This window comes from Aquimarina sp. ERC-38, from assembly GCF_026222555.1.
In the GTDB taxonomy this organism is placed as follows: domain Bacteria; phylum Bacteroidota; class Bacteroidia; order Flavobacteriales; family Flavobacteriaceae; genus Aquimarina.
This window is the reverse complement of the sequence record NZ_CP098511.1, coordinates 2,662,567-2,679,506: the sequence shown is the minus strand read 5'-3', so window position 1 is coordinate 2,679,506 and position 16,940 is coordinate 2,662,567. Positions and strand designations below refer to the sequence as shown.

Here is a 16,940-nt window from a genome sequence, read left to right as displayed (position 1 = left end):
ATTAAAATACCTTTACTCCTTTACAAACAACTCATAACTCTGAACTCACAACTCTGAACTCATAACTCTGAACTCATAACTCTGAACTCATAACTAAAAAACACCGTTATTAATTCGAAAAATATCCTTTCATAATTCCTCTTTGGGAATTTTTTATAAATTCTAACACTTCATCCCGTTCCGGGGTGGCTTCCATCTCTGCTTCTATAATAGTTACCGCCTGAGAATTATTGTAATTTTTCTGGTATAAGATGCGATAAATATTTTGAATCTCTCTGATCTTCTCGGTACTAAATCCTCTCCTTCTTAAACCAATAGAATTGATTCCCACGTAAGATAAGGGTTCGCGGGCAGCTTTACAATACGGAGGTACATCTTTACGAACTAGCGAACCGCCGGTAACAAAGGCATGATTTCCAATACTACAAAACTGTTGCACTGCTGCCATACCTGCTAAAACCACATAGTCTCCTACATTAATATGACCGGCAAGGGTACTATTATTTGAAAAAATACAATGATCACCTACAATACAGTCATGCGCAATGTGGCAATATGCCATAATCCAGCAATTCTTACCAATTTGAGTTTTCATTCGGTTGGTAGTACCACGGTTGATCGTTACACATTCCCTTATGGTAGTATTATTCCCTATCTCCGTAGTAGTATCTTCATCGTTAAATTTTTTATCTTGAGGTACCGCAGATATCACCGCACCTGGGAAAATACTACAATTTTTTCCTATCCTCGCCCCTTCCATGATGGTCACATTAGATCCGATCCAGGTGCCTTCTCCTATTACTACATTATTATGTATGGTTGTAAAAGGTTCAATCACAACGTTTTTTGCAATTTTGGCTCCGGGATGTACGTAAGCTAAGGGTTGGTTCATATTTTTTAGTTATAAATAAATAGCTTCTAAAAATAGCAATTTTTTATCAAAACAGTTTTTTTAATGCAAATACAGTAAACTAAACTTCAGCTTCTATTTTTCATTAGAATACTTAGCGTTTTACAGGAATCCAATAAATTTGAAACCCACATTTCTAATTACTTTGATTTAACAATTTGAGCCATTAATTCAGCTTCTGTGACTAGTTTATTATTAGCATAAGCAAACGCCTGCATATGGCAAATTCCTCTGCGAATCGGAGTCAATAATTCCAGTTTAAAAATCAACGTATCACCTGGTAGCACTTGTTGTTTAAATTTGACTTTATCAATTTTCATAAAATAGGTAAGATAATTCTCTGGGTCTGGCACCGTACTTAAAGCTAAAATCCCACCTGTTTGCGCCATGGCTTCTACCTGCAATACTCCCGGCATTACCGGAGCTCCCGGAAAATGCCCCGTAAAAAAGGGTTCGTTCATGGTCACGTTTTTCATACCTACCACATGCTTATCCGACATTTCAATAATACGGTCGATCAATAAAAATGGATACCGATGTGGTAAGGTTGCCATAATTTTATTAATATCCATTAATGGCTCTTTACTTAAATCATATTGAGGAACTTTATTACGCCGCTCAATTTTAATGATCTTAGAAAGTTTTTTGGCAAACTGTGTATTAATGTAATGTCCGGGTTTATTAGCAATTACTTTTCCGCGAATACGAGTACCAATTAATGCTAAATCCCCAATCACATCTAACAATTTATGTCTTGCAGCCTCATTAGGATAATGTAAGGTCAAATTATCCAGGATTCCGTTGGGCTTTACCGAAATATTATCTTTTTTAAAGGCCACCCGTAACTTATCCATAGTTTCCGGATTAAGTTCCTTATCTACATAAACAATAGCATTATTTAAATCGCCACCTTTAATCAGGCCATGTTCTAAAAGCATTTCCAGTTCATGTAAAAAACTAAAGGTTCTGGAATCACTAATCTCCTTTTTAAAATCCGAAAGCTTTTTTAAAGAAGCATTTTGCGTACCTAATACTTTCGTACCGAAATCAACCATAGTAGTCACCTGATATTCATCAGAAGGCATGACCAGGATTTCACTACCAGATTCTTCATCCGTATAGCTGATCACATCTTTCACCACGTATTCTTCTCGTTCGGCATCTTGTTCTAGGATTCCTGCTTTTTCTAGAGCTTCCAGAAAATATTTGCTGGAACCATCCATAATCGGAGGTTCTGAGGCATCCAGTTCTATCAACAGATTATCAATTTCTAGACCTACACAAGCTGCCAGTACATGCTCTGAGGTCTGGATACTTACCCCATTTTTTTCCAGGTTAGTTCCTCTCTGGGTATTCACTACATAATTAGCATCTGCTTCAATGATAGGATTCCCTTCCAGGTCAACTCTGCAAAAAGAATACCCATGATTCACGGGAGCCGGCTTAAATGTAAGCGTAACCTCTTTACCTGTGTGTAAACCAACACCTGTAAGTTGGACATCCTGCTTGATGGTTCTCTGTTTTGCAATGGTGGGGTTACTCATTACTTTCTATTTTTTTCTCTAGTTTATGAATTTTATCAACGATTTTCGATAAATTTTTAAAGTGAACATAGGATTTATTATAATCCGAATAGCCCAATGCCGGTGATCCCTGTATGGCTTCGCCTGATTTTATATTTCGTCCTATTCCTGATTGAGCCTGTATTCTTACCTTATCACCAATAACCAAATGTCCGGCAATACCAACCTGACCGCCAATCAGGCAGAATTTACCGATTTTAGTAGATCCTGCTATTCCGGTTTGAGCGGCAATTGCCGTATGCTCTCCGATTTCCACATTATGTGCAATCTGAATTTGATTATCCAGTTTTACTCCATCTTTAATCACCGTAGATCCTAAGGTTGCCCGGTCTATCGTAGTACCTGCACCTACATCCACATTATGACCAATAATAACGTTGCCCGTTTGCGGCACTTTAGCATAAGCACCTGTTTCATCCGGGCTAAAACCAAAACCATCCGCTCCAATGATAACCCCGCTATGAATCACGCAATCATTACCAATAACCGTTTCAGAATATATTTTGGCTCCCGCATAAATAACTACGTTGTCACCAATAGTTACATTGTCACCAATATACACATTCGGAAATATTTTTGCATTTTTTCCTAATACCACATTATCACCTACATAAGAAAATGCACCAAGATATATATCTTCAGGATAAGATGCTGAGGATGAAATAAAAGAGGGTTGTTCTATACCTGTTTTATTCATCTTAACACTATTGTAGTATTCTAAAAGTTGTGAAAATGCTTTATATGCATCCTCAACCCTTATTAAGGTTGTAGTTATTTCACTTTCAGGTATAAAAGATTTATTAACAATCGTGATAGAGGCTGCAGTAGAATAGATGTAAGAGGTGTATTTCGGATTGGACAGAAAGGTAAGTGCTCCTTTAGTACCTTCCTCAATTTTTGCTAGTTTGGAAACTTCAACATTCTCATCTCCATCCACTTCTCCGTTAAGAATTCCTGCAATTTGTGTGGCTGTAAAAATCATGTGTAGCAAAAATATAAAAAATGAACTAATCTTCGTTCTTCGGGTAGCATATAAAATGTTTTATCACTGGTTTTGATAAGGCACGTAAGTTAAATTGATCCGTAGCTTGTACAATATCTATAATCTTTCCGGTTTTTCTAAGGATATGAATGTTTTCACGATCCTGATAATATGCCTGATTTACTACAGAACCGCCAAACACGAAATATGAGGCTTCATAGGTAGAAATATGATATTTATTTCTAAATTTTAGGTTATGCTTTTCTAATTTTGCAATAGAAAAAGCTTTGTCTTTTATCTTTACCTTCAATAAATCCCGGTTGATCAGCATAGCACACAGCTTACTCAAAACAAAATCTTCTTCGTGCATCCAGTTTTTCATCGCTGAAACTATGTCATAATCATCAAGTAGTGAAAATTTATATAAGACCTGTTCAGTAAAGCCCTTTAATTCAATCTTGTTTTTTAAAAAGAACAGTAAAGAGTCACTACAGCGTAAATTAGTTCCGGATTCCACCAATTCCTTAGCACGCTTTAACACCCGGATAAGCAGGTTTTCAGCTACCAGGCTGGTTTTATGCAAATATACCTGCCAGTACATTAAACGCCGGGATAATAAAAACTTTTCTACGGAGTAAATCCCTTTTTCTTCAACTACTAACTTTTCATCCTTAACGTTTAGCATGGTAATCAGGCGTTCGCTATTGACATTCCCTTCGGCTACACCGGTATAAAAGCTATCTCTTTTTAAATAATCCATTCGATCCATATCCAGCTGCCCGGATATCAACTGATGTAAAAAAGTACGTGTGTAGGTTCCTTTGAATATTTCAATGGCCAGCGTTAAACTACCGTTAAATTCAAGGTTCATTTCTTGCATAAATAGCAAAGAAATCTCCTCATGCGCTACTTTTTCAACAATACTATGCTCCATTGCATGTGAGAATGGACCGTGTCCAATGTCATGTAACAAAATAGCAATGTATAGGGCATTTTCTTCTTCTTCTGTAATAGAAACACCTTTAAAACGAAGTATTCGCACCGTATTTTGCATTAAATACATTCCGCCCAGGGCATGGTGAAAACGAGTATGATGCGCTCCCGGATATACCAAATAAGACAGGCCCATCTGCGAAATTCTCCGCAGGCGTTGAAAATAAGGATGTTCAATTAAATCAAAAATCAACTCATTAGGGATGGTAATAAAACCATAAATAGGGTCGTTTAAGATTTTAAGTTTGTTTCTTCTCTTCAAGTTTCCTTACTTTTATGAGACAAATATATAAGTAGAAACCTCAATTTATATAGAGATTTTTTCTTTTTTATGATTTGCATTAGAAATTAGTCCCAAAACGATAATACAGAATAAAGAATAGCTAAAATTCAATAGACAATGAATGATATAAAAATTTTATGGGTGGATGATGAGATTGATCTTTTAAAACCGCATATCCTCTTTCTGGAAAAGAAAAATTATGCAGTGACTAAGTGCCAGAGCGGAACAGAAGCCCTGGACGTGCTGGATGAAGAAAGTTTTGATATTGTTTTTCTGGACGAAAATATGCCGGGTTTATCCGGAATAGAAACTCTAGCTGAAATCAAAGAAAAAGATGACGGATTGCCCGTGGTGATGATCACTAAGAGTGAAGAAGAATATATTATGGAAGAGGCGATCGGTAGTAAGATTGCCGACTATCTAATAAAACCGGTTAATCCTAATCAAATTTTACTGAGCCTAAAGAAAAACCTGGAAAATTCCAGATTAGTTTCTGAAAAAACCACCTCAAGCTATCAGCAGGAATTTAGAAAAATAGCCATGGATATGGCAATGGTCAACACCTTTGAAGGTTGGGTGGATTTGTACCAAAAATTAACGTATTGGGAACTACAATTAGAAGGTATTGAAGATACCGGAATGTTTGAAATCCTGGAATCTCAAAAAGTAGAAGCAAATTCGCAGTTCTGCAAATTTGTGGACAATAATTACCGGGACTGGTTCAGTAGCAATAACAGTCCTATCATGTCTCACACCCTTTTTAAAGAAAAAGTGGTACCTGAACTTAAAAAAGACCAACCGGTATTGTTTATAGTGATCGATAATTTAAGATACGACCAGTGGAAGGCTTTTGAAAGTGTGGTAAACAACTATTATAAAAAAGAAGAAGAAATTGCATATTGCAGTATCTTACCTACAGCCACACAATATGCCCGAAACGCTATCTTTTCAGGACTAATGCCTTCTGAAATGAAGAAAAAACATCCGGATTTATGGTTGGATGATACCGATGAAGGAGGTAAGAACATGAACGAGAATGAATTTTTAACAGCGCAGTTAAAAAGGTTGGGACTGAATATCAAACATGAATATTATAAAATTACCAATGAACGTTCTGGTAAAACGCTGGCGGCAAATTTTAAAGGTTTAAAAGATAATGACCTTACCGTTGTAGTGTATAATTTTGTAGATATGTTATCTCATAGTAAAACTGAAATGGAGGTAATTAAAGAATTAGCGTCTAATGATAAATCATACCGATCCTTAACCTTAAGTTGGTTTAAAAATTCGCCTTTACTAGAAATGATTCAGCAAGCCCAGCAATTAGGTTTTAAATTGTTACTTACTACAGACCACGGAACAATCAATGTCAAAAATCCTTCTAAAGTTATAGGAGATAAAAACACCAGTTTAAACCTACGGTATAAAACCGGAAAAAGCTTAACCTTTGAAAAGAAAGAAGTATTATCTGCGCAAGACCCGAAATCAATCTACCTACCTTCTATCAATATGAGTAGTTCGTTTATTTTTGCAAAAGGTGACTATTTCTTTGCTTATCCTAATAATTACAATCATTACGTTAGTTATTACCGGAACACCTACCAGCACGGTGGTGTTTCCCTGGAAGAAATGGTAATTCCGTTTATCGTTTTAAACCCCCGATGATTGAAAGTACATACGCTTACATATTCTTTGACGGAATTAGAGACCGCAGCTGATTTTATAATTCAGAATAGTGCTTCAAAGATTATATTATTTGATGCTGCTATGGGAATGGGTAAAACCACGTTGATAAAGCAATTATGTACATCCTTGAGAACTCAAGATACCGTTTCCAGTCCTACTTTTGCCTTGGTAAATGAATATCAGGGTGCCGATAGTAAAATATTTCATTTTGATTTATACCGAATAAAAGATATAAACGAAGCGCTGGATATGGGTTTTGAGGAGTATTTATATCAGGATGCCTGGGTTTTTATAGAATGGCCGGACAAAGTGAAGCCTCTGTTACCCGAGCAATTTACTACGGTAAAAATTGATCAAGCAGAAACGGATGTACGTAAACTAAGTATTGAAAATACATCATTAGTGTCCGGTTAAAATAAATAAAAGTTTGTAAAGAATGGTAAAATAAGGTGATACCAAACTTTAAAGTGTATAGAGGTTGCTTTTTTACTTCTTAAAAGGTAATTCATTCTTTAACGTAGATATTGATTTTTAATACTATAATGATTAGTCTTGTTTCTTGTTTCTAGAAGCGATAGCGATCTTGAATCTTTACTGGAAACTAATGAAAATATATGAGGAGTCACTGGTTTTATTTGTGTAGTCCGCTTTTTTATTCGTAATTTGAAATAGAATTACAACTGAATGACAAAGCCGACTTCCCCATTTACAAAAGCTGAATTATTACCCCAGGAAGAGACCTTAGAAATCCTTCCGAAAAAAGGAAAATTATTTATTGGTATTCCTAAAGAAACCAGCTATCAGGAAAAGCGGGTTTGTTTAACTCCGGATGCGGTTGCTGCACTCACGGCACACGGGCACCGGGTGATGATAGAAACAAATGCCGGGATTAACGCCAGTTTTACCGATCGGGAATATAGCGAGGCTGGCGCTGAAATTACCAACGACACAGCAAAAGTATTCGGGTGCCCGATTTTATTAAAGGTCGAGCCTCCCTCTCTGGATGAAATGAAAATGGTAAACCCACAAGCCGTTTTGATTTCAGCTTTACAGTTAAAAACACAATCTAAGGCTTTTTTTCACGAATTGGCTAAAAAGCGGATTACCGCCATGGGGTTTGAGTTTATCCGGGATAGCGATGGAACGTATCCTGCCGTAAGGGCGTTAAGTGAAATCGCAGGAACCGCCGCAGTTCTGATTGCCGCCGAACTGATGAGTAGTGCGCAGAAAGGAAACGGGTTAATGATGGGTAATATTAGCGGAGTACCTCCGGTAGAAGTAGTTATTATTGGGGCGGGAACCGTAGGTGAATTTGCCGTAAGATCGGCTATTGGTTTAGGCGCCAACGTTAAAGTTTTTGATAATTCCATTACCAAGTTGCGGTGTATCCAGACGAGTGCCGGACGTCCTTTATATACTTCAACTATTCAACCTAAAAACTTAAAGAAAGCCCTACGACGATGTGACGTGGTGATAGGTGCGGTAAGAGGAAAAGACCGTTCTCCAATCCTGGTATCTGAAACCATGGTCGAACACATGAAAACCGGTGCGGTTATTATTGACGTCAGTATTGATATGGGGGGCTGTTTTGAAACCAGTGAGATTACTTCGCACGATCAGCCAACTTTTGTTAAGCATGGAGTAGTTCACTATTGTGTACCTAATATTCCTTCGAGATACGCTAAAACTTCTTCTATCTCAATTAGTAACATTTTTACACCGTACTTACTTCAAATTGCAGATGAAGGTGGTATTGAAAATGCAGTACGTTTTGATAAAGGATTAAAAAACGGGTTGTATTATTACCACGGAATCTTAACCAATCGCTCTATTGCCGAATGGTTTGACTTAATGTACCGAGATATCAATTTATTGATTTTATAAGCCTTAATTCTATCCTATTTTGAAACAATCGTATCGAATACTCTACTACCTAATTGGTTTTTTAGTAGGTAGCGGAATTGTCTACTACATTTGGGCTGCCAAGAACACAACTTTTGACTACGGCCCGAATGCCAGGGTGTTAAAAGACCTTCGCTTAAAAGAGAGAATAATAAAACCGGAAGTCTTAAGTATGATGTCTACTACTGCTATAGATACCAGTATAATTACTTATCTATTAAAAGAAGGGGAGGTTGACTTTAGTAAAAGTGACACCCGTACAACGGGATGCAAAGTGTATTATATAGAAGGAACCCCTAAGAAGGACGTAATTGCCATTCGTATAAAAAATTGTGATTCTACCGCAACGGTAATGGATGTGATGGTTGAAGAGAGAAACTAATAACCTAGTCAGTAAAACATAAGTTAATTACTGTTTTCCAGAACTAAAAAACTACCTGAAAGCAACACCTTCAGGTAGTTTTATAAAAATTATGCTTTATTTATTATTAAGGACGAGTTACCGTACCAAAAGGATCAGACGCTGTTTGATCTAAATCTGTAGTATTAGGTGCTAATTGTTGTTCTGCCATACCTGTTAAAGGTCTAACAAAAAAAGCACCTGCCTGATCATAATCCGGATTAGGCTCTATAGAAATAAAAACCCTTTTTCCCCTTACATCACCATCATCCGGAAACGTAAGCCCCGCCGGAGCACTGTTTAAGAAATCTTCACCAGGGAATGGAGGTGCAGGATCATTTCCACTAAAAGGAGAAGCCAAATCACTACCGGAAACCGAATTAAATTTTCCGGTACTTACCAAGTTTCCTTCAAATTCTACCCAGCCTTCGTATTGCCAACCTTGTTGTAATTCTGGCAAATTCAATCCGGCAGTTGGACTACCATTATTCGGATTCATAAACCAGATTCCGTTTTCATCGTTATTCATAGGGTTAACACTATTATCCGTAGGAGAAGCTAATACGAATTGCCCGGAAACAGCATCTAGATTCCCAACAACTTCGGTTATTCCAACTCTAGCAGTTTTAGCGTCGTTAAAACGACCAGATAACAACTTGCTATCAGAAGGTGCCGGATCATTATCAGATTCAATAGAAAGTACAAATTCCGTAGCTTCTTCCAATTGGGCAGCATTAACAGTAAAGGTTTGATCAGGTGAAGTACTGGTAAAAGAACCTGTAGACACTGGCTCTCCATTTACAATAATCCATCCTTCATATCTTGCACCATTAGTAAGTTCTTGTAATCCTACCACCTTCATAGTAAGTTGTGCGGTAGGCGCTCCGTCATCATCACCGGAGCATGAAGTAGCTCCCAGCAGTCCTAAAGCAGCCATGGTGGTTGCTATCAATTTGTTTGTTATTTTCATTGCTTATTATATTTTAAAGTTTAAAATTACCAAAACTTTGTTATCATAACTACATTTTAACGGATTAATTACATATTTAATCCTATATCTAACATAAATTATTGATTTACCTTACGTTTTTTGAAAGAGAGACAGGTACGCAGGTCCGATATTTAAGACAAGATTACGAGCCAGTAATGCCTGATACCCCCATTTTTCTACCCCAAGATCACCTGCCAATCCATGTAAATAAACCCCAAATACGGCAGCAATTAGCGGATCATAGTTTTGAGCAATCAAACCTGTGATTATTCCGGTAAGCACATCACCACTACCAGCAGTAGCCATTCCCGGATTACCGGTGGTATTTATATACACTTCTTCTTTAAAAATGGTCAGGGTATGCGCTCCCTTAATAACTACAATACAATTATATTTTTTTGAAAAAGCTTTTACCAGAGCTATCTTTTCAAAATCATCTTTCCATTCACCAATTAATCTTCTTAACTCACCCGGATGTGGGGTTAATACCGTTTCCTTAGGTAATTCCGCACATAGTTCTTTATGTTCTGCCAACAAATTAATAGCGTCTGCATCAACGACCAGCTTCCCTTGATAGGTCTTCAAAAATTGTGAAAATGCTCTTTTAGTAGTTGGATGTGTTCCCATACCCATGCCGATTCCAACTACCTTATACCCCTCTGCTTGATCCAGGGATGTAATCTTTTCTTTATCCGTATCCGTAATAACCATGGCTTCCGGTACTTTGGTTTGTAATATATTGTATCCGCAACCAGGTATGTAAGCAGTTACCAGCCCACTTCCCACCCTAAGTGCTGCTTCAGTGGTTAAACTGATACTTCCAATCATCCCGTAACTGCCTCCTATAAGTAGACAGTGACCGTAATTGCCTTTATGGTCAAACTTAAAACGGGGTTGATATAAAGCTAAAACTTCGTTTTTACCTAAAAGATGTGCGATTCCTTTGGTTTTTTGAATTTCTTCCTTATCCAGTTCAATGTCCAGTACTTCTAATTCCTGGATATATTTTCCGGTTTCCGGAAGGTAAAAAACAAGCTTTGGGGTTTGAAAAGTAAGTACCACAGAGGCTCCTATTACCTTAGCATCCGTAGGAGTAGCAACATCTACGTATAACCCGGAAGGCACATCAATACTAATAGTAAAACATTTTAAACTATTAATATAAGTTATTAATTCAGAAACCCAGGGTACCGGCGGACGATTTAGACCAATACCAAAAATAGCGTCTATGACTAAATCTTTAGCCGGAATTTTAGGAAAATCATCTTTTGACTTAATTTGTATAGGCCATTGTTCCGAAATTTCTTTTAATCGACCATAGTTCACTAAAAAATCCGCAGACCTGTTATCACTAAAGTTGACAATGTACGTATGTATGCTATATCCATGATTTTGAAGCAACCTGGCTAAAACCAAACCGTCTCCTCCGTTATTTCCCAGACCGCAAAATATGTGTATAGGGATACTGGCATTTTGTAGTTTATCGTGAATGGCATCAAATAAACGGGTGGCAGCACGTTCCATCAAATCAGTACTCTTGATTTTCTGTTTTTCTATGGTAATTAAGTCTAACTTTTTAATTTGATCGGTGGAAAAGATCTTCATGTATTTTAAGAATTATTTAACGGAATGACTATTATGTTGAGTAATCAATAAAAAAGGAAAGATAAGTTTTCATTTAGTCTTATTCAAAAATAAAAATCAATACATTTGACCTTTAACCATACATTTTAAAAATGTCAACTAAACAGGGTAAAAAAATCCATTTATATCAATTTTATTCTTCTCATACGGTATCTCTGTTTTTAAATTTTTTAACTAATACTACCGGTACCCTTAGGGGTTATTTTTAATTATTATTCTTTTGCAAACGGTATAAATTCGAATCATGGTAATTTCGATATATTAGTAATCACAAAATAAAATTTATGAACGTTCTCAAATTCGGAGGTTCTTCTGTTGCGAATGCAACTAATATCAATAAGGTAATTCAAATTATAAAGCATGCTGCACAACAAGAATCAGTTCTTGTTGTGGTATCTGCCCTAGGCGGAATTACCGATCTTCTGCTAACCGCAGGTCAGCAGGCTTCTCAAAATGATGAGTCATATAAAAAAACCCTTGCTACCATCGAGTCGAAACATATGGAAACCGTTAAAGAACTCATTCCGGTTGCTACGCAAAGCAGAATTATCAGCAAAATCAAGGCGGACTTAAATCGTCTGGAATCCTTATGTGAAGGTATTTTTTTGCTTAAAGAATTTTCTGCTAAAACAGAAGCCGTACTTTCCGGGTACGGAGAATTACTATCTTCATACATTATTGCAGAAGCCGCGGTGGTACAGAAAACAGATGTTTCTTTACAAGATAGCCGTAAACATATCTTTACGGTTCCTTCTTCTAAAATCAGTATTGATTATCCTAAAGTTCAGGAATCAATTACTACCTTATTACAGGAAGAAAAGAAGGAAGTTTTTCTATTTCCCGGTTTTGTAGCAACCACACAAGATGGAGAACCTACCACCTTAGGTCGGGGCGGATCTGATTTTACTGCTGCGATCCTTGCTGCTGTAGTTAATGCTAAAGAATTACAAATTTGGACGGATGTAAGTGGGATGTATACTGCAAACCCCCGTTTGGTTAAGCAAGCAAAGCCTATCCCCCACCTTTCTTATCAGGAAGCGATGGAATTGTCACATTTTGGGGCTAAGGTAATTTATCCACCCACTATCCATCCGGTATTAGAAAAAAATATTCCGATTTATATAAAAAATACGTTTCAACCGGATGAAAAAGGAACGCTGATCACTAAAGAAAAAAATACTGCATCCATACCGGTTACCGGAATAAGTCATATTGAAGATGTTTGCCTGCTCTCCATTGAAGGAAGCGGCATGGTGGGAATTCCAGGTTTTTCTAAGAGGATATTTGAAGCTTTATTCCTTGCTGATATTAATGTAATTTTAATTACTCAAGCCTCTTCAGAACATTCGATTTGCCTGGCAGTTGCTACTATGGATTGCCAAAAGGCAAAGTCTATCCTTGATAACGTATTTGAATTTGAGATTAATAAAAGTATCCTGGAACCGGTAATTATTGAAGATGATGTTGCTATTGTAGCCCTGGTCGGAGATCATATGTACCACCACCAGGGAATCAGCGGAAAAATGTTTAGCACCCTGGGTAAAAACAACGTTAATATTCGTGCTATCGCGCAAGGAGCTTCGGAACGAAATATTAGTGTGGTTATCGGAAAAAAGGATATTAAAAAAGCACTGAATGTACTTCATGAAGAATTTTTTGAAGTAAAGTCAAAACAACTTAATCTTTTTATCACCGGGGTTGGAAACGTAGGTAGCAAACTAATTGAACAAATACAGCAGCAAAAGTCTTATTTAAAGGAAAAACTACGCTTAAAAATACGGGTGGTGGGTATGTCAAATTCCAGGACTATGATTTTTGACGATAAAGGTATTGCCCTGGATACCTGGCAGAAAACTTTAGCTACTGGAGAAAAAGCAAATGCAGACCTGTTTTTTAACCGAGCCAAAGAGATGAATATTCGTAATTCTATTTTTGTAGATAATACTGCAAATCCTGACATTGCCATGGTTTATAAAAATTACCTGGCAGAGAGTATGGCAGTGGTCACCTGTAACAAAATCGCCTGTGCAGATGCTTATGAGAATTATGAAAACCTGCAAAACCTCTCTAGGAAATACAATGCTTCCTTTCTGTACGAAACTAATGTCGGAGCAGGTTTACCTATTATTGACACCCTTAATAACCTGATGGTATCCGGGGATAACGTCCATAAAATACAGGCGGTACTCTCGGGTAGTTTAAACTTTATCTTTAATAATTTTAAGGAAGGGATTTCTTTTTACGATATTGTAAAACAAGCTCAGGAAGAAGGCTTTACCGAACCAGATCCCAGAATTGACCTGAGTGGGATTGACGTAGCCAGAAAAATCTTAATTTTGGCTCGTGAGAGTGGGTATCATATGGAACTGGAAGATATTAGTAATGATTCTTTCCTACCCGAAGGCAGCTTAGATACTCCGGACGTAGCTTCATTTCTAGAAATGGTTAAAGAGAGTGAACCGCATTTTAAAGGTTTACTAGATGCTGCTAATAAAAATAATTGTAGGTTAAAGTACGTAGCACAGTTTGAAAACGGAAAAGCAAAGGTAGGAATCCAACAGATACCGACAGACCATCCGTTTTATAACCTGGAAGGTAGTGACAATATTGTCTTATTCTTTACAGACCGTTATCCAAAACAACCTTTACTGGTAAAAGGTGCAGGTGCAGGTGCTGCGGTAACTGCTTCGGGTATTTTTGCAGATATTATCCGGGTTGGAAAAAAATAATAGCAAGACTAACTATGTAATTGGATTATGAACCAGATTAAAATTTTTGCACCGGCAACCGTAGCCAACCTATCTTGTGGATTTGACGTCTTGGGATGTTGTTTAGATACGGTAGGTGATGAAATGGTGTTAAAAATTTCGGAAGAACCTGGTGTTCGGATTACAAAGTTAGAAGGGGCTGATCTCCCTATGACCACAGATCAAAATGTAGCCGGGGTTGCGGTACAAGCATTATTAAACACCTACTCAAATAAAAAAATTGGCGTAGACATTGAAATTTATAAAAAAATAAAGGCTGGAAGCGGTATTGGTAGTAGTGCTGCCAGTAGTGCCGGAGCCGTTTGGGGTGTCAATTATTTATTAAATAGCCCATTTACTCCGCAGGAATTAGTGGCTTTTGCTATGGAAGGCGAGCGTCTGGCAAGTGGAAACGCTCATGCAGATAATGTTGCTCCTGCCCTACTCGGAGGGTTCACGCTGGTAAGAAGTTATACTCCACTAGATGTTATTAAGTTAAATACACCCGATGACTTAGTTATGACCGTGATTCACCCGCAAATAGAAGTAAAGACTTCGGACTCGCGGTCTGTTCTTAAGCAAAATGTCACATTACAACAAGCCATCCGTCAATGGGGGAACGTAGGCGGATTGGTATCCGGATTATATACCGAAGATTACGGATTGATTAGCCGTAGCCTTGAAGATGTCATTATCGAACCTTTACGTTCTATTTTGATCCCTGAATTTCAGAATGTCAAAGAAGCCGCTATGGCTGAAGGGGCTCTAGGATGCGGAATCTCCGGTTCCGGACCTTCCATTTTTATGATGAGTAAAGGGATGGAGACTGCCAATCGGGTAGCACAGGCGATTCAAATTGTGTATAACCGTACCGGACTGGACTTTGATATTCATATCTCCAAAATCAATGATCACGGAATTAAAATTTTAGCCTAATGAGTTCTTCTTTTTACACCAGAAAAGGCTCAGGAGCACCCTGGGAAGACCAGGTAGGCTACTCCAGAGCAGTAAAAGCAGGCAATATTATTGAAGTAGCCGGAACTACGGCAACAGGAATCAATGCTTATGAGCAAACCAAAGCAATTATTTTAAAAGCAAAGGATGCTTTACAACCTTTGGGCGCCAGTCTTGACCATGTGGTACGAACCCGGATGTACTGCACAGATATTTCCGAATGGGAAGCGATTGGTAAAGCTCACGGAGAATTTTTTAAAGATATAAAACCAGTAACTACCATGGTTGAAGTAGCAGCTTTGATCGATAAAGAATTACTAGTAGAAATAGAATTTACTGCTATTTTACCTCACGAAACTAACTAAATTAATGAACTATTACAGTCTAAAACATAAAGCCCCTACCGTTTCTTTTAGTGAAGCAGTGGTAAAAGGCCTGGCTCCTGACCGGGGTTTATATTTTCCGGAGAAAATTACTCCTTTAGATAAAAACTTTTTTGCAACTATTGAAGGTAAAAGTAAATTAGAAATTGCTTATGAATGTATCCGGCAGTTTGTTGGTAACAAAATTCCGCCAGCACAATTAAAAGAGATTCTTGAAGATGTTTTAAGTTTTGACTTTCCAGTAGTTCCTATAAGTGATACCATAAGTACTTTAGAACTGTTTCATGGGCCTACCATGGCATTTAAAGACGTTGGTGCCCGTTTTATGGCACGTTGTTTAGGTTATTTTAACCAACATAATAATAAAGAAGTGACCGTACTGGTTGCCACTTCCGGAGATACGGGTGGTGCCGTGGCTAAAGGTTTTTTAGGAGTTCCAGGGGTAAACGTGGTCATTCTATATCCGGATGGAAAAGTGAGTGAAATCCAGGAACGTCAATTAACAACCTTAGGGCAAAATATCAAAGCTTTAAAAGTTCAGGGAACTTTTGACGATTGTCAGGCTATGGTCAAAAAAGCCTTTTTGGATACGGATATTACTGCTACTAAAAAGCTAACCTCTGCAAATTCAATTAATGTTGCCAGGTGGTTACCTCAATTACTTTATTTTGTTTTTGCTTATCAGCAGGTTAAGGCACAAGAAAAAGAATTAGTATTCTCCGTTCCCAGTGGAAATTTCGGGAATATTTGTGCGGGGATTGTTGCCTATAAATTAGGCTTACCTATTGACCATTTTATAGCATCAGTTAATAGTAATGATACCGTTGTCCGCTATATGAATTCCAAAAAGTACGAACCTAAACCTTCTGTGGCTACTATTAGTAACGCTATGGACGTAGGTGACCCAAGTAATTTTATTAGAATTCAGCAGCTTTTTGAGAACAATTTTAAATCATTAAAAGAGAAGTTTAGTGCTTTTAGTTATGACGATGTAGCTACGCGAAAAGCAATAATAGAAATATATAAAAATTATGTTTATATCGCTGATCCGCATGGTGCTGTAGGCTATCTAGGGCTCAAAGAATTTGGGTTGAAAAGTAATCAGCTTGGCATCTTTTTAGAAACCGCGCATCCAATTAAGTTTAGGCCTACGGTTGAAGAAGCCTTGCAAGTAACTTTACCTATTCCTGACCAAATTAAAGGCGTTTTAGATAAGGATAAAAAGTTTGTTTCTATTACTAATTATGAAGATTTAAAAGCTGATTTATTGGCTGGTTAATACGGTAAACGATTGTAAGCATCTTATACAAATTTTAGATTTCTATATTTTTTAGTATTTAAAATGTGGATGTTATCTAAACATTTAAAGGCTCCTAACCTTCTGAAAGTAATTGTCTTTTAAGTACATAAAAATAACCTGAGATAGTGTAAAAAATGGACAAATGAGGTTTTACGAAGTTTACTCTATTTTAAAAAGATTTT

14 protein-coding genes are annotated in these 16,940 nt (G+C 37.3%); 8 read left to right on the top strand and 6 right to left on the bottom strand.

Going from position 1 to position 16,940, the window contains the following annotated elements; all coding sequences use genetic code 11:
- Positions 1 to 109: 109 nt before the first annotated feature.
- From lpxA to NBT05_RS11080, 4 genes are all read right to left on the bottom strand, one after another.
- Positions 110 to 892, bottom strand: a complete 783-nt coding sequence (gene lpxA / locus NBT05_RS11095; RefSeq protein WP_265769928.1) for an acyl-ACP--UDP-N-acetylglucosamine O-acyltransferase — start codon at positions 890 to 892, stop codon at positions 110 to 112.
- 158 nt (positions 893 to 1,050) lie between these two features.
- Positions 1,051 to 2,454, bottom strand: coding sequence for a bifunctional UDP-3-O-[3-hydroxymyristoyl] N-acetylglucosamine deacetylase/3-hydroxyacyl-ACP dehydratase (locus NBT05_RS11090; protein WP_265769927.1), 1,404 nt, complete (start codon positions 2,452 to 2,454; stop codon positions 1,051 to 1,053).
- Positions 2,447 to 3,475, bottom strand: coding sequence for a UDP-3-O-(3-hydroxymyristoyl)glucosamine N-acyltransferase (lpxD, locus tag NBT05_RS11085; RefSeq protein ID WP_265769926.1), 1,029 nt, complete (start codon positions 3,473 to 3,475; stop codon positions 2,447 to 2,449). The genes NBT05_RS11090 and lpxD overlap by 8 nt, the downstream gene beginning before the upstream one ends.
- A 25-nt stretch (positions 3,476 to 3,500) precedes the next feature.
- Positions 3,501 to 4,730 (bottom strand): HD domain-containing protein, encoded by a 1,230-nt coding sequence (locus NBT05_RS11080; RefSeq protein ID WP_265769925.1) that lies wholly within the window; start codon positions 4,728 to 4,730, stop codon positions 3,501 to 3,503.
- 138 nt (positions 4,731 to 4,868) lie between these two features.
- On the opposite strand from NBT05_RS11080, the gene NBT05_RS11075 reads away from it, so the two are divergent.
- The 4 genes from NBT05_RS11075 (at position 4,869) to NBT05_RS11060 (ending at position 8,721) form a co-directional block, all read left to right on the top strand.
- Complete coding sequence (locus tag NBT05_RS11075) at positions 4,869 to 6,416, top strand: PglZ domain-containing protein (RefSeq protein ID WP_265769924.1); 1,548 nt, start codon at positions 4,869 to 4,871, stop codon at positions 6,414 to 6,416.
- Entirely contained in the window at positions 6,417 to 6,851 is a 435-nt protein-coding gene (gene tsaE, locus NBT05_RS11070; RefSeq protein ID WP_265769923.1) for a tRNA (adenosine(37)-N6)-threonylcarbamoyltransferase complex ATPase subunit type 1 TsaE, read from the top strand.
- Between the two features lie 270 nt (positions 6,852 to 7,121).
- Positions 7,122 to 8,321, top strand: coding sequence for an alanine dehydrogenase (locus NBT05_RS11065; protein ID WP_265769922.1), 1,200 nt, complete (start codon positions 7,122 to 7,124; stop codon positions 8,319 to 8,321).
- A 19-nt stretch (positions 8,322 to 8,340) separates the two neighbouring features.
- The gene (locus NBT05_RS11060; RefSeq protein ID WP_265769921.1) at positions 8,341 to 8,721 is read left to right on the top strand and encodes a DUF4258 domain-containing protein; all 381 of its coding nucleotides are present in this window, start codon (positions 8,341 to 8,343) and stop codon (positions 8,719 to 8,721) included.
- Positions 8,722 to 8,827: 106 nt separating this feature from the next.
- Here the strand turns inward: NBT05_RS11060 and NBT05_RS11055 are convergent, their stop codons facing one another.
- Positions 8,828 to 9,709 carry a hypothetical protein gene (locus tag NBT05_RS11055; RefSeq protein WP_265769920.1) on the bottom strand — a complete coding sequence of 294 codons (882 nt, stop codon included), beginning with the start codon at positions 9,707 to 9,709 and terminating at the stop codon, positions 8,828 to 8,830.
- A gap of 111 nt (positions 9,710 to 9,820) precedes the next feature.
- Positions 9,821 to 11,335 carry an NAD(P)H-hydrate dehydratase gene (locus NBT05_RS11050; RefSeq protein ID WP_265769919.1) on the bottom strand — a complete coding sequence of 505 codons (1,515 nt, stop codon included), beginning with the start codon at positions 11,333 to 11,335 and terminating at the stop codon, positions 9,821 to 9,823.
- 323 nt (positions 11,336 to 11,658) lie between these two features.
- Here NBT05_RS11050 and thrA point away from each other — a divergent pair, with 323 nt between their 5' ends.
- Genes thrA through thrC form a run of 4 tightly spaced genes read left to right on the top strand, consistent with a single transcriptional unit; the run spans position 11,659 to position 16,737 of the window.
- Entirely contained in the window at positions 11,659 to 14,103 is a 2,445-nt protein-coding gene (gene thrA, locus NBT05_RS11045) for a bifunctional aspartate kinase/homoserine dehydrogenase I (protein WP_265769918.1), read from the top strand.
- Positions 14,104 to 14,130: 27 nt separating this feature from the next.
- The gene (locus NBT05_RS11040; RefSeq protein WP_265769917.1) at positions 14,131 to 15,057 is read left to right on the top strand and encodes a homoserine kinase; all 927 of its coding nucleotides are present in this window, start codon (positions 14,131 to 14,133) and stop codon (positions 15,055 to 15,057) included.
- Entirely contained in the window at positions 15,057 to 15,440 is a 384-nt protein-coding gene (locus NBT05_RS11035) for a RidA family protein (RefSeq protein WP_265769916.1), read from the top strand. Before NBT05_RS11040 ends, NBT05_RS11035 begins: the two co-directional genes overlap by 1 nt.
- Positions 15,441 to 15,444: 4 nt before the next feature.
- Positions 15,445 to 16,737: a threonine synthase gene (thrC, locus tag NBT05_RS11030; RefSeq protein WP_265769915.1), complete on the top strand. Its 1,293-nt coding sequence runs from the start codon at positions 15,445 to 15,447 to the stop codon at positions 16,735 to 16,737.
- Positions 16,738 to 16,940 lie beyond the last annotated feature (203 nt).

Bases quoted from the DNA above. Each gene is read 5' to 3' on its own strand.
- NBT05_RS11035 (WP_265769916.1), top strand. From the start codon at position 15,057: ATGAGTTCTTCTTTTTACACCAGAAAAGGCTCAGGAGCACCCTGGGAA.
- thrC (WP_265769915.1), top strand. From the start codon at position 15,445: ATGAACTATTACAGTCTAAAACATAAAGCCCCTACCGTTTCTTTTAGT.
- thrA (WP_265769918.1), top strand. From the start codon at position 11,659: ATGAACGTTCTCAAATTCGGAGGTTCTTCTGTTGCGAATGCAACTAAT.
- NBT05_RS11065 (WP_265769922.1), top strand. From the start codon at position 7,122: ATGACAAAGCCGACTTCCCCATTTACAAAAGCTGAATTATTACCCCAG.
- NBT05_RS11050 (WP_265769919.1), bottom strand. From the start codon at position 11,335: ATGAAGATCTTTTCCACCGATCAAATTAAAAAGTTAGACTTAATTACC.
- NBT05_RS11090 (WP_265769927.1), bottom strand. From the start codon at position 2,454: ATGAGTAACCCCACCATTGCAAAACAGAGAACCATCAAGCAGGATGTC.
- NBT05_RS11055 (WP_265769920.1), bottom strand. From the start codon at position 9,709: ATGAAAATAACAAACAAATTGATAGCAACCACCATGGCTGCTTTAGGA.
- lpxD (WP_265769926.1), bottom strand. From the start codon at position 3,475: ATGATTTTTACAGCCACACAAATTGCAGGAATTCTTAACGGAGAAGTG.
- NBT05_RS11040 (WP_265769917.1), top strand. From the start codon at position 14,131: ATGAACCAGATTAAAATTTTTGCACCGGCAACCGTAGCCAACCTATCT.
- lpxA (WP_265769928.1), bottom strand. From the start codon at position 892: ATGAACCAACCCTTAGCTTACGTACATCCCGGAGCCAAAATTGCAAAA.
- NBT05_RS11075 (WP_265769924.1), top strand. From the start codon at position 4,869: ATGAATGATATAAAAATTTTATGGGTGGATGATGAGATTGATCTTTTA.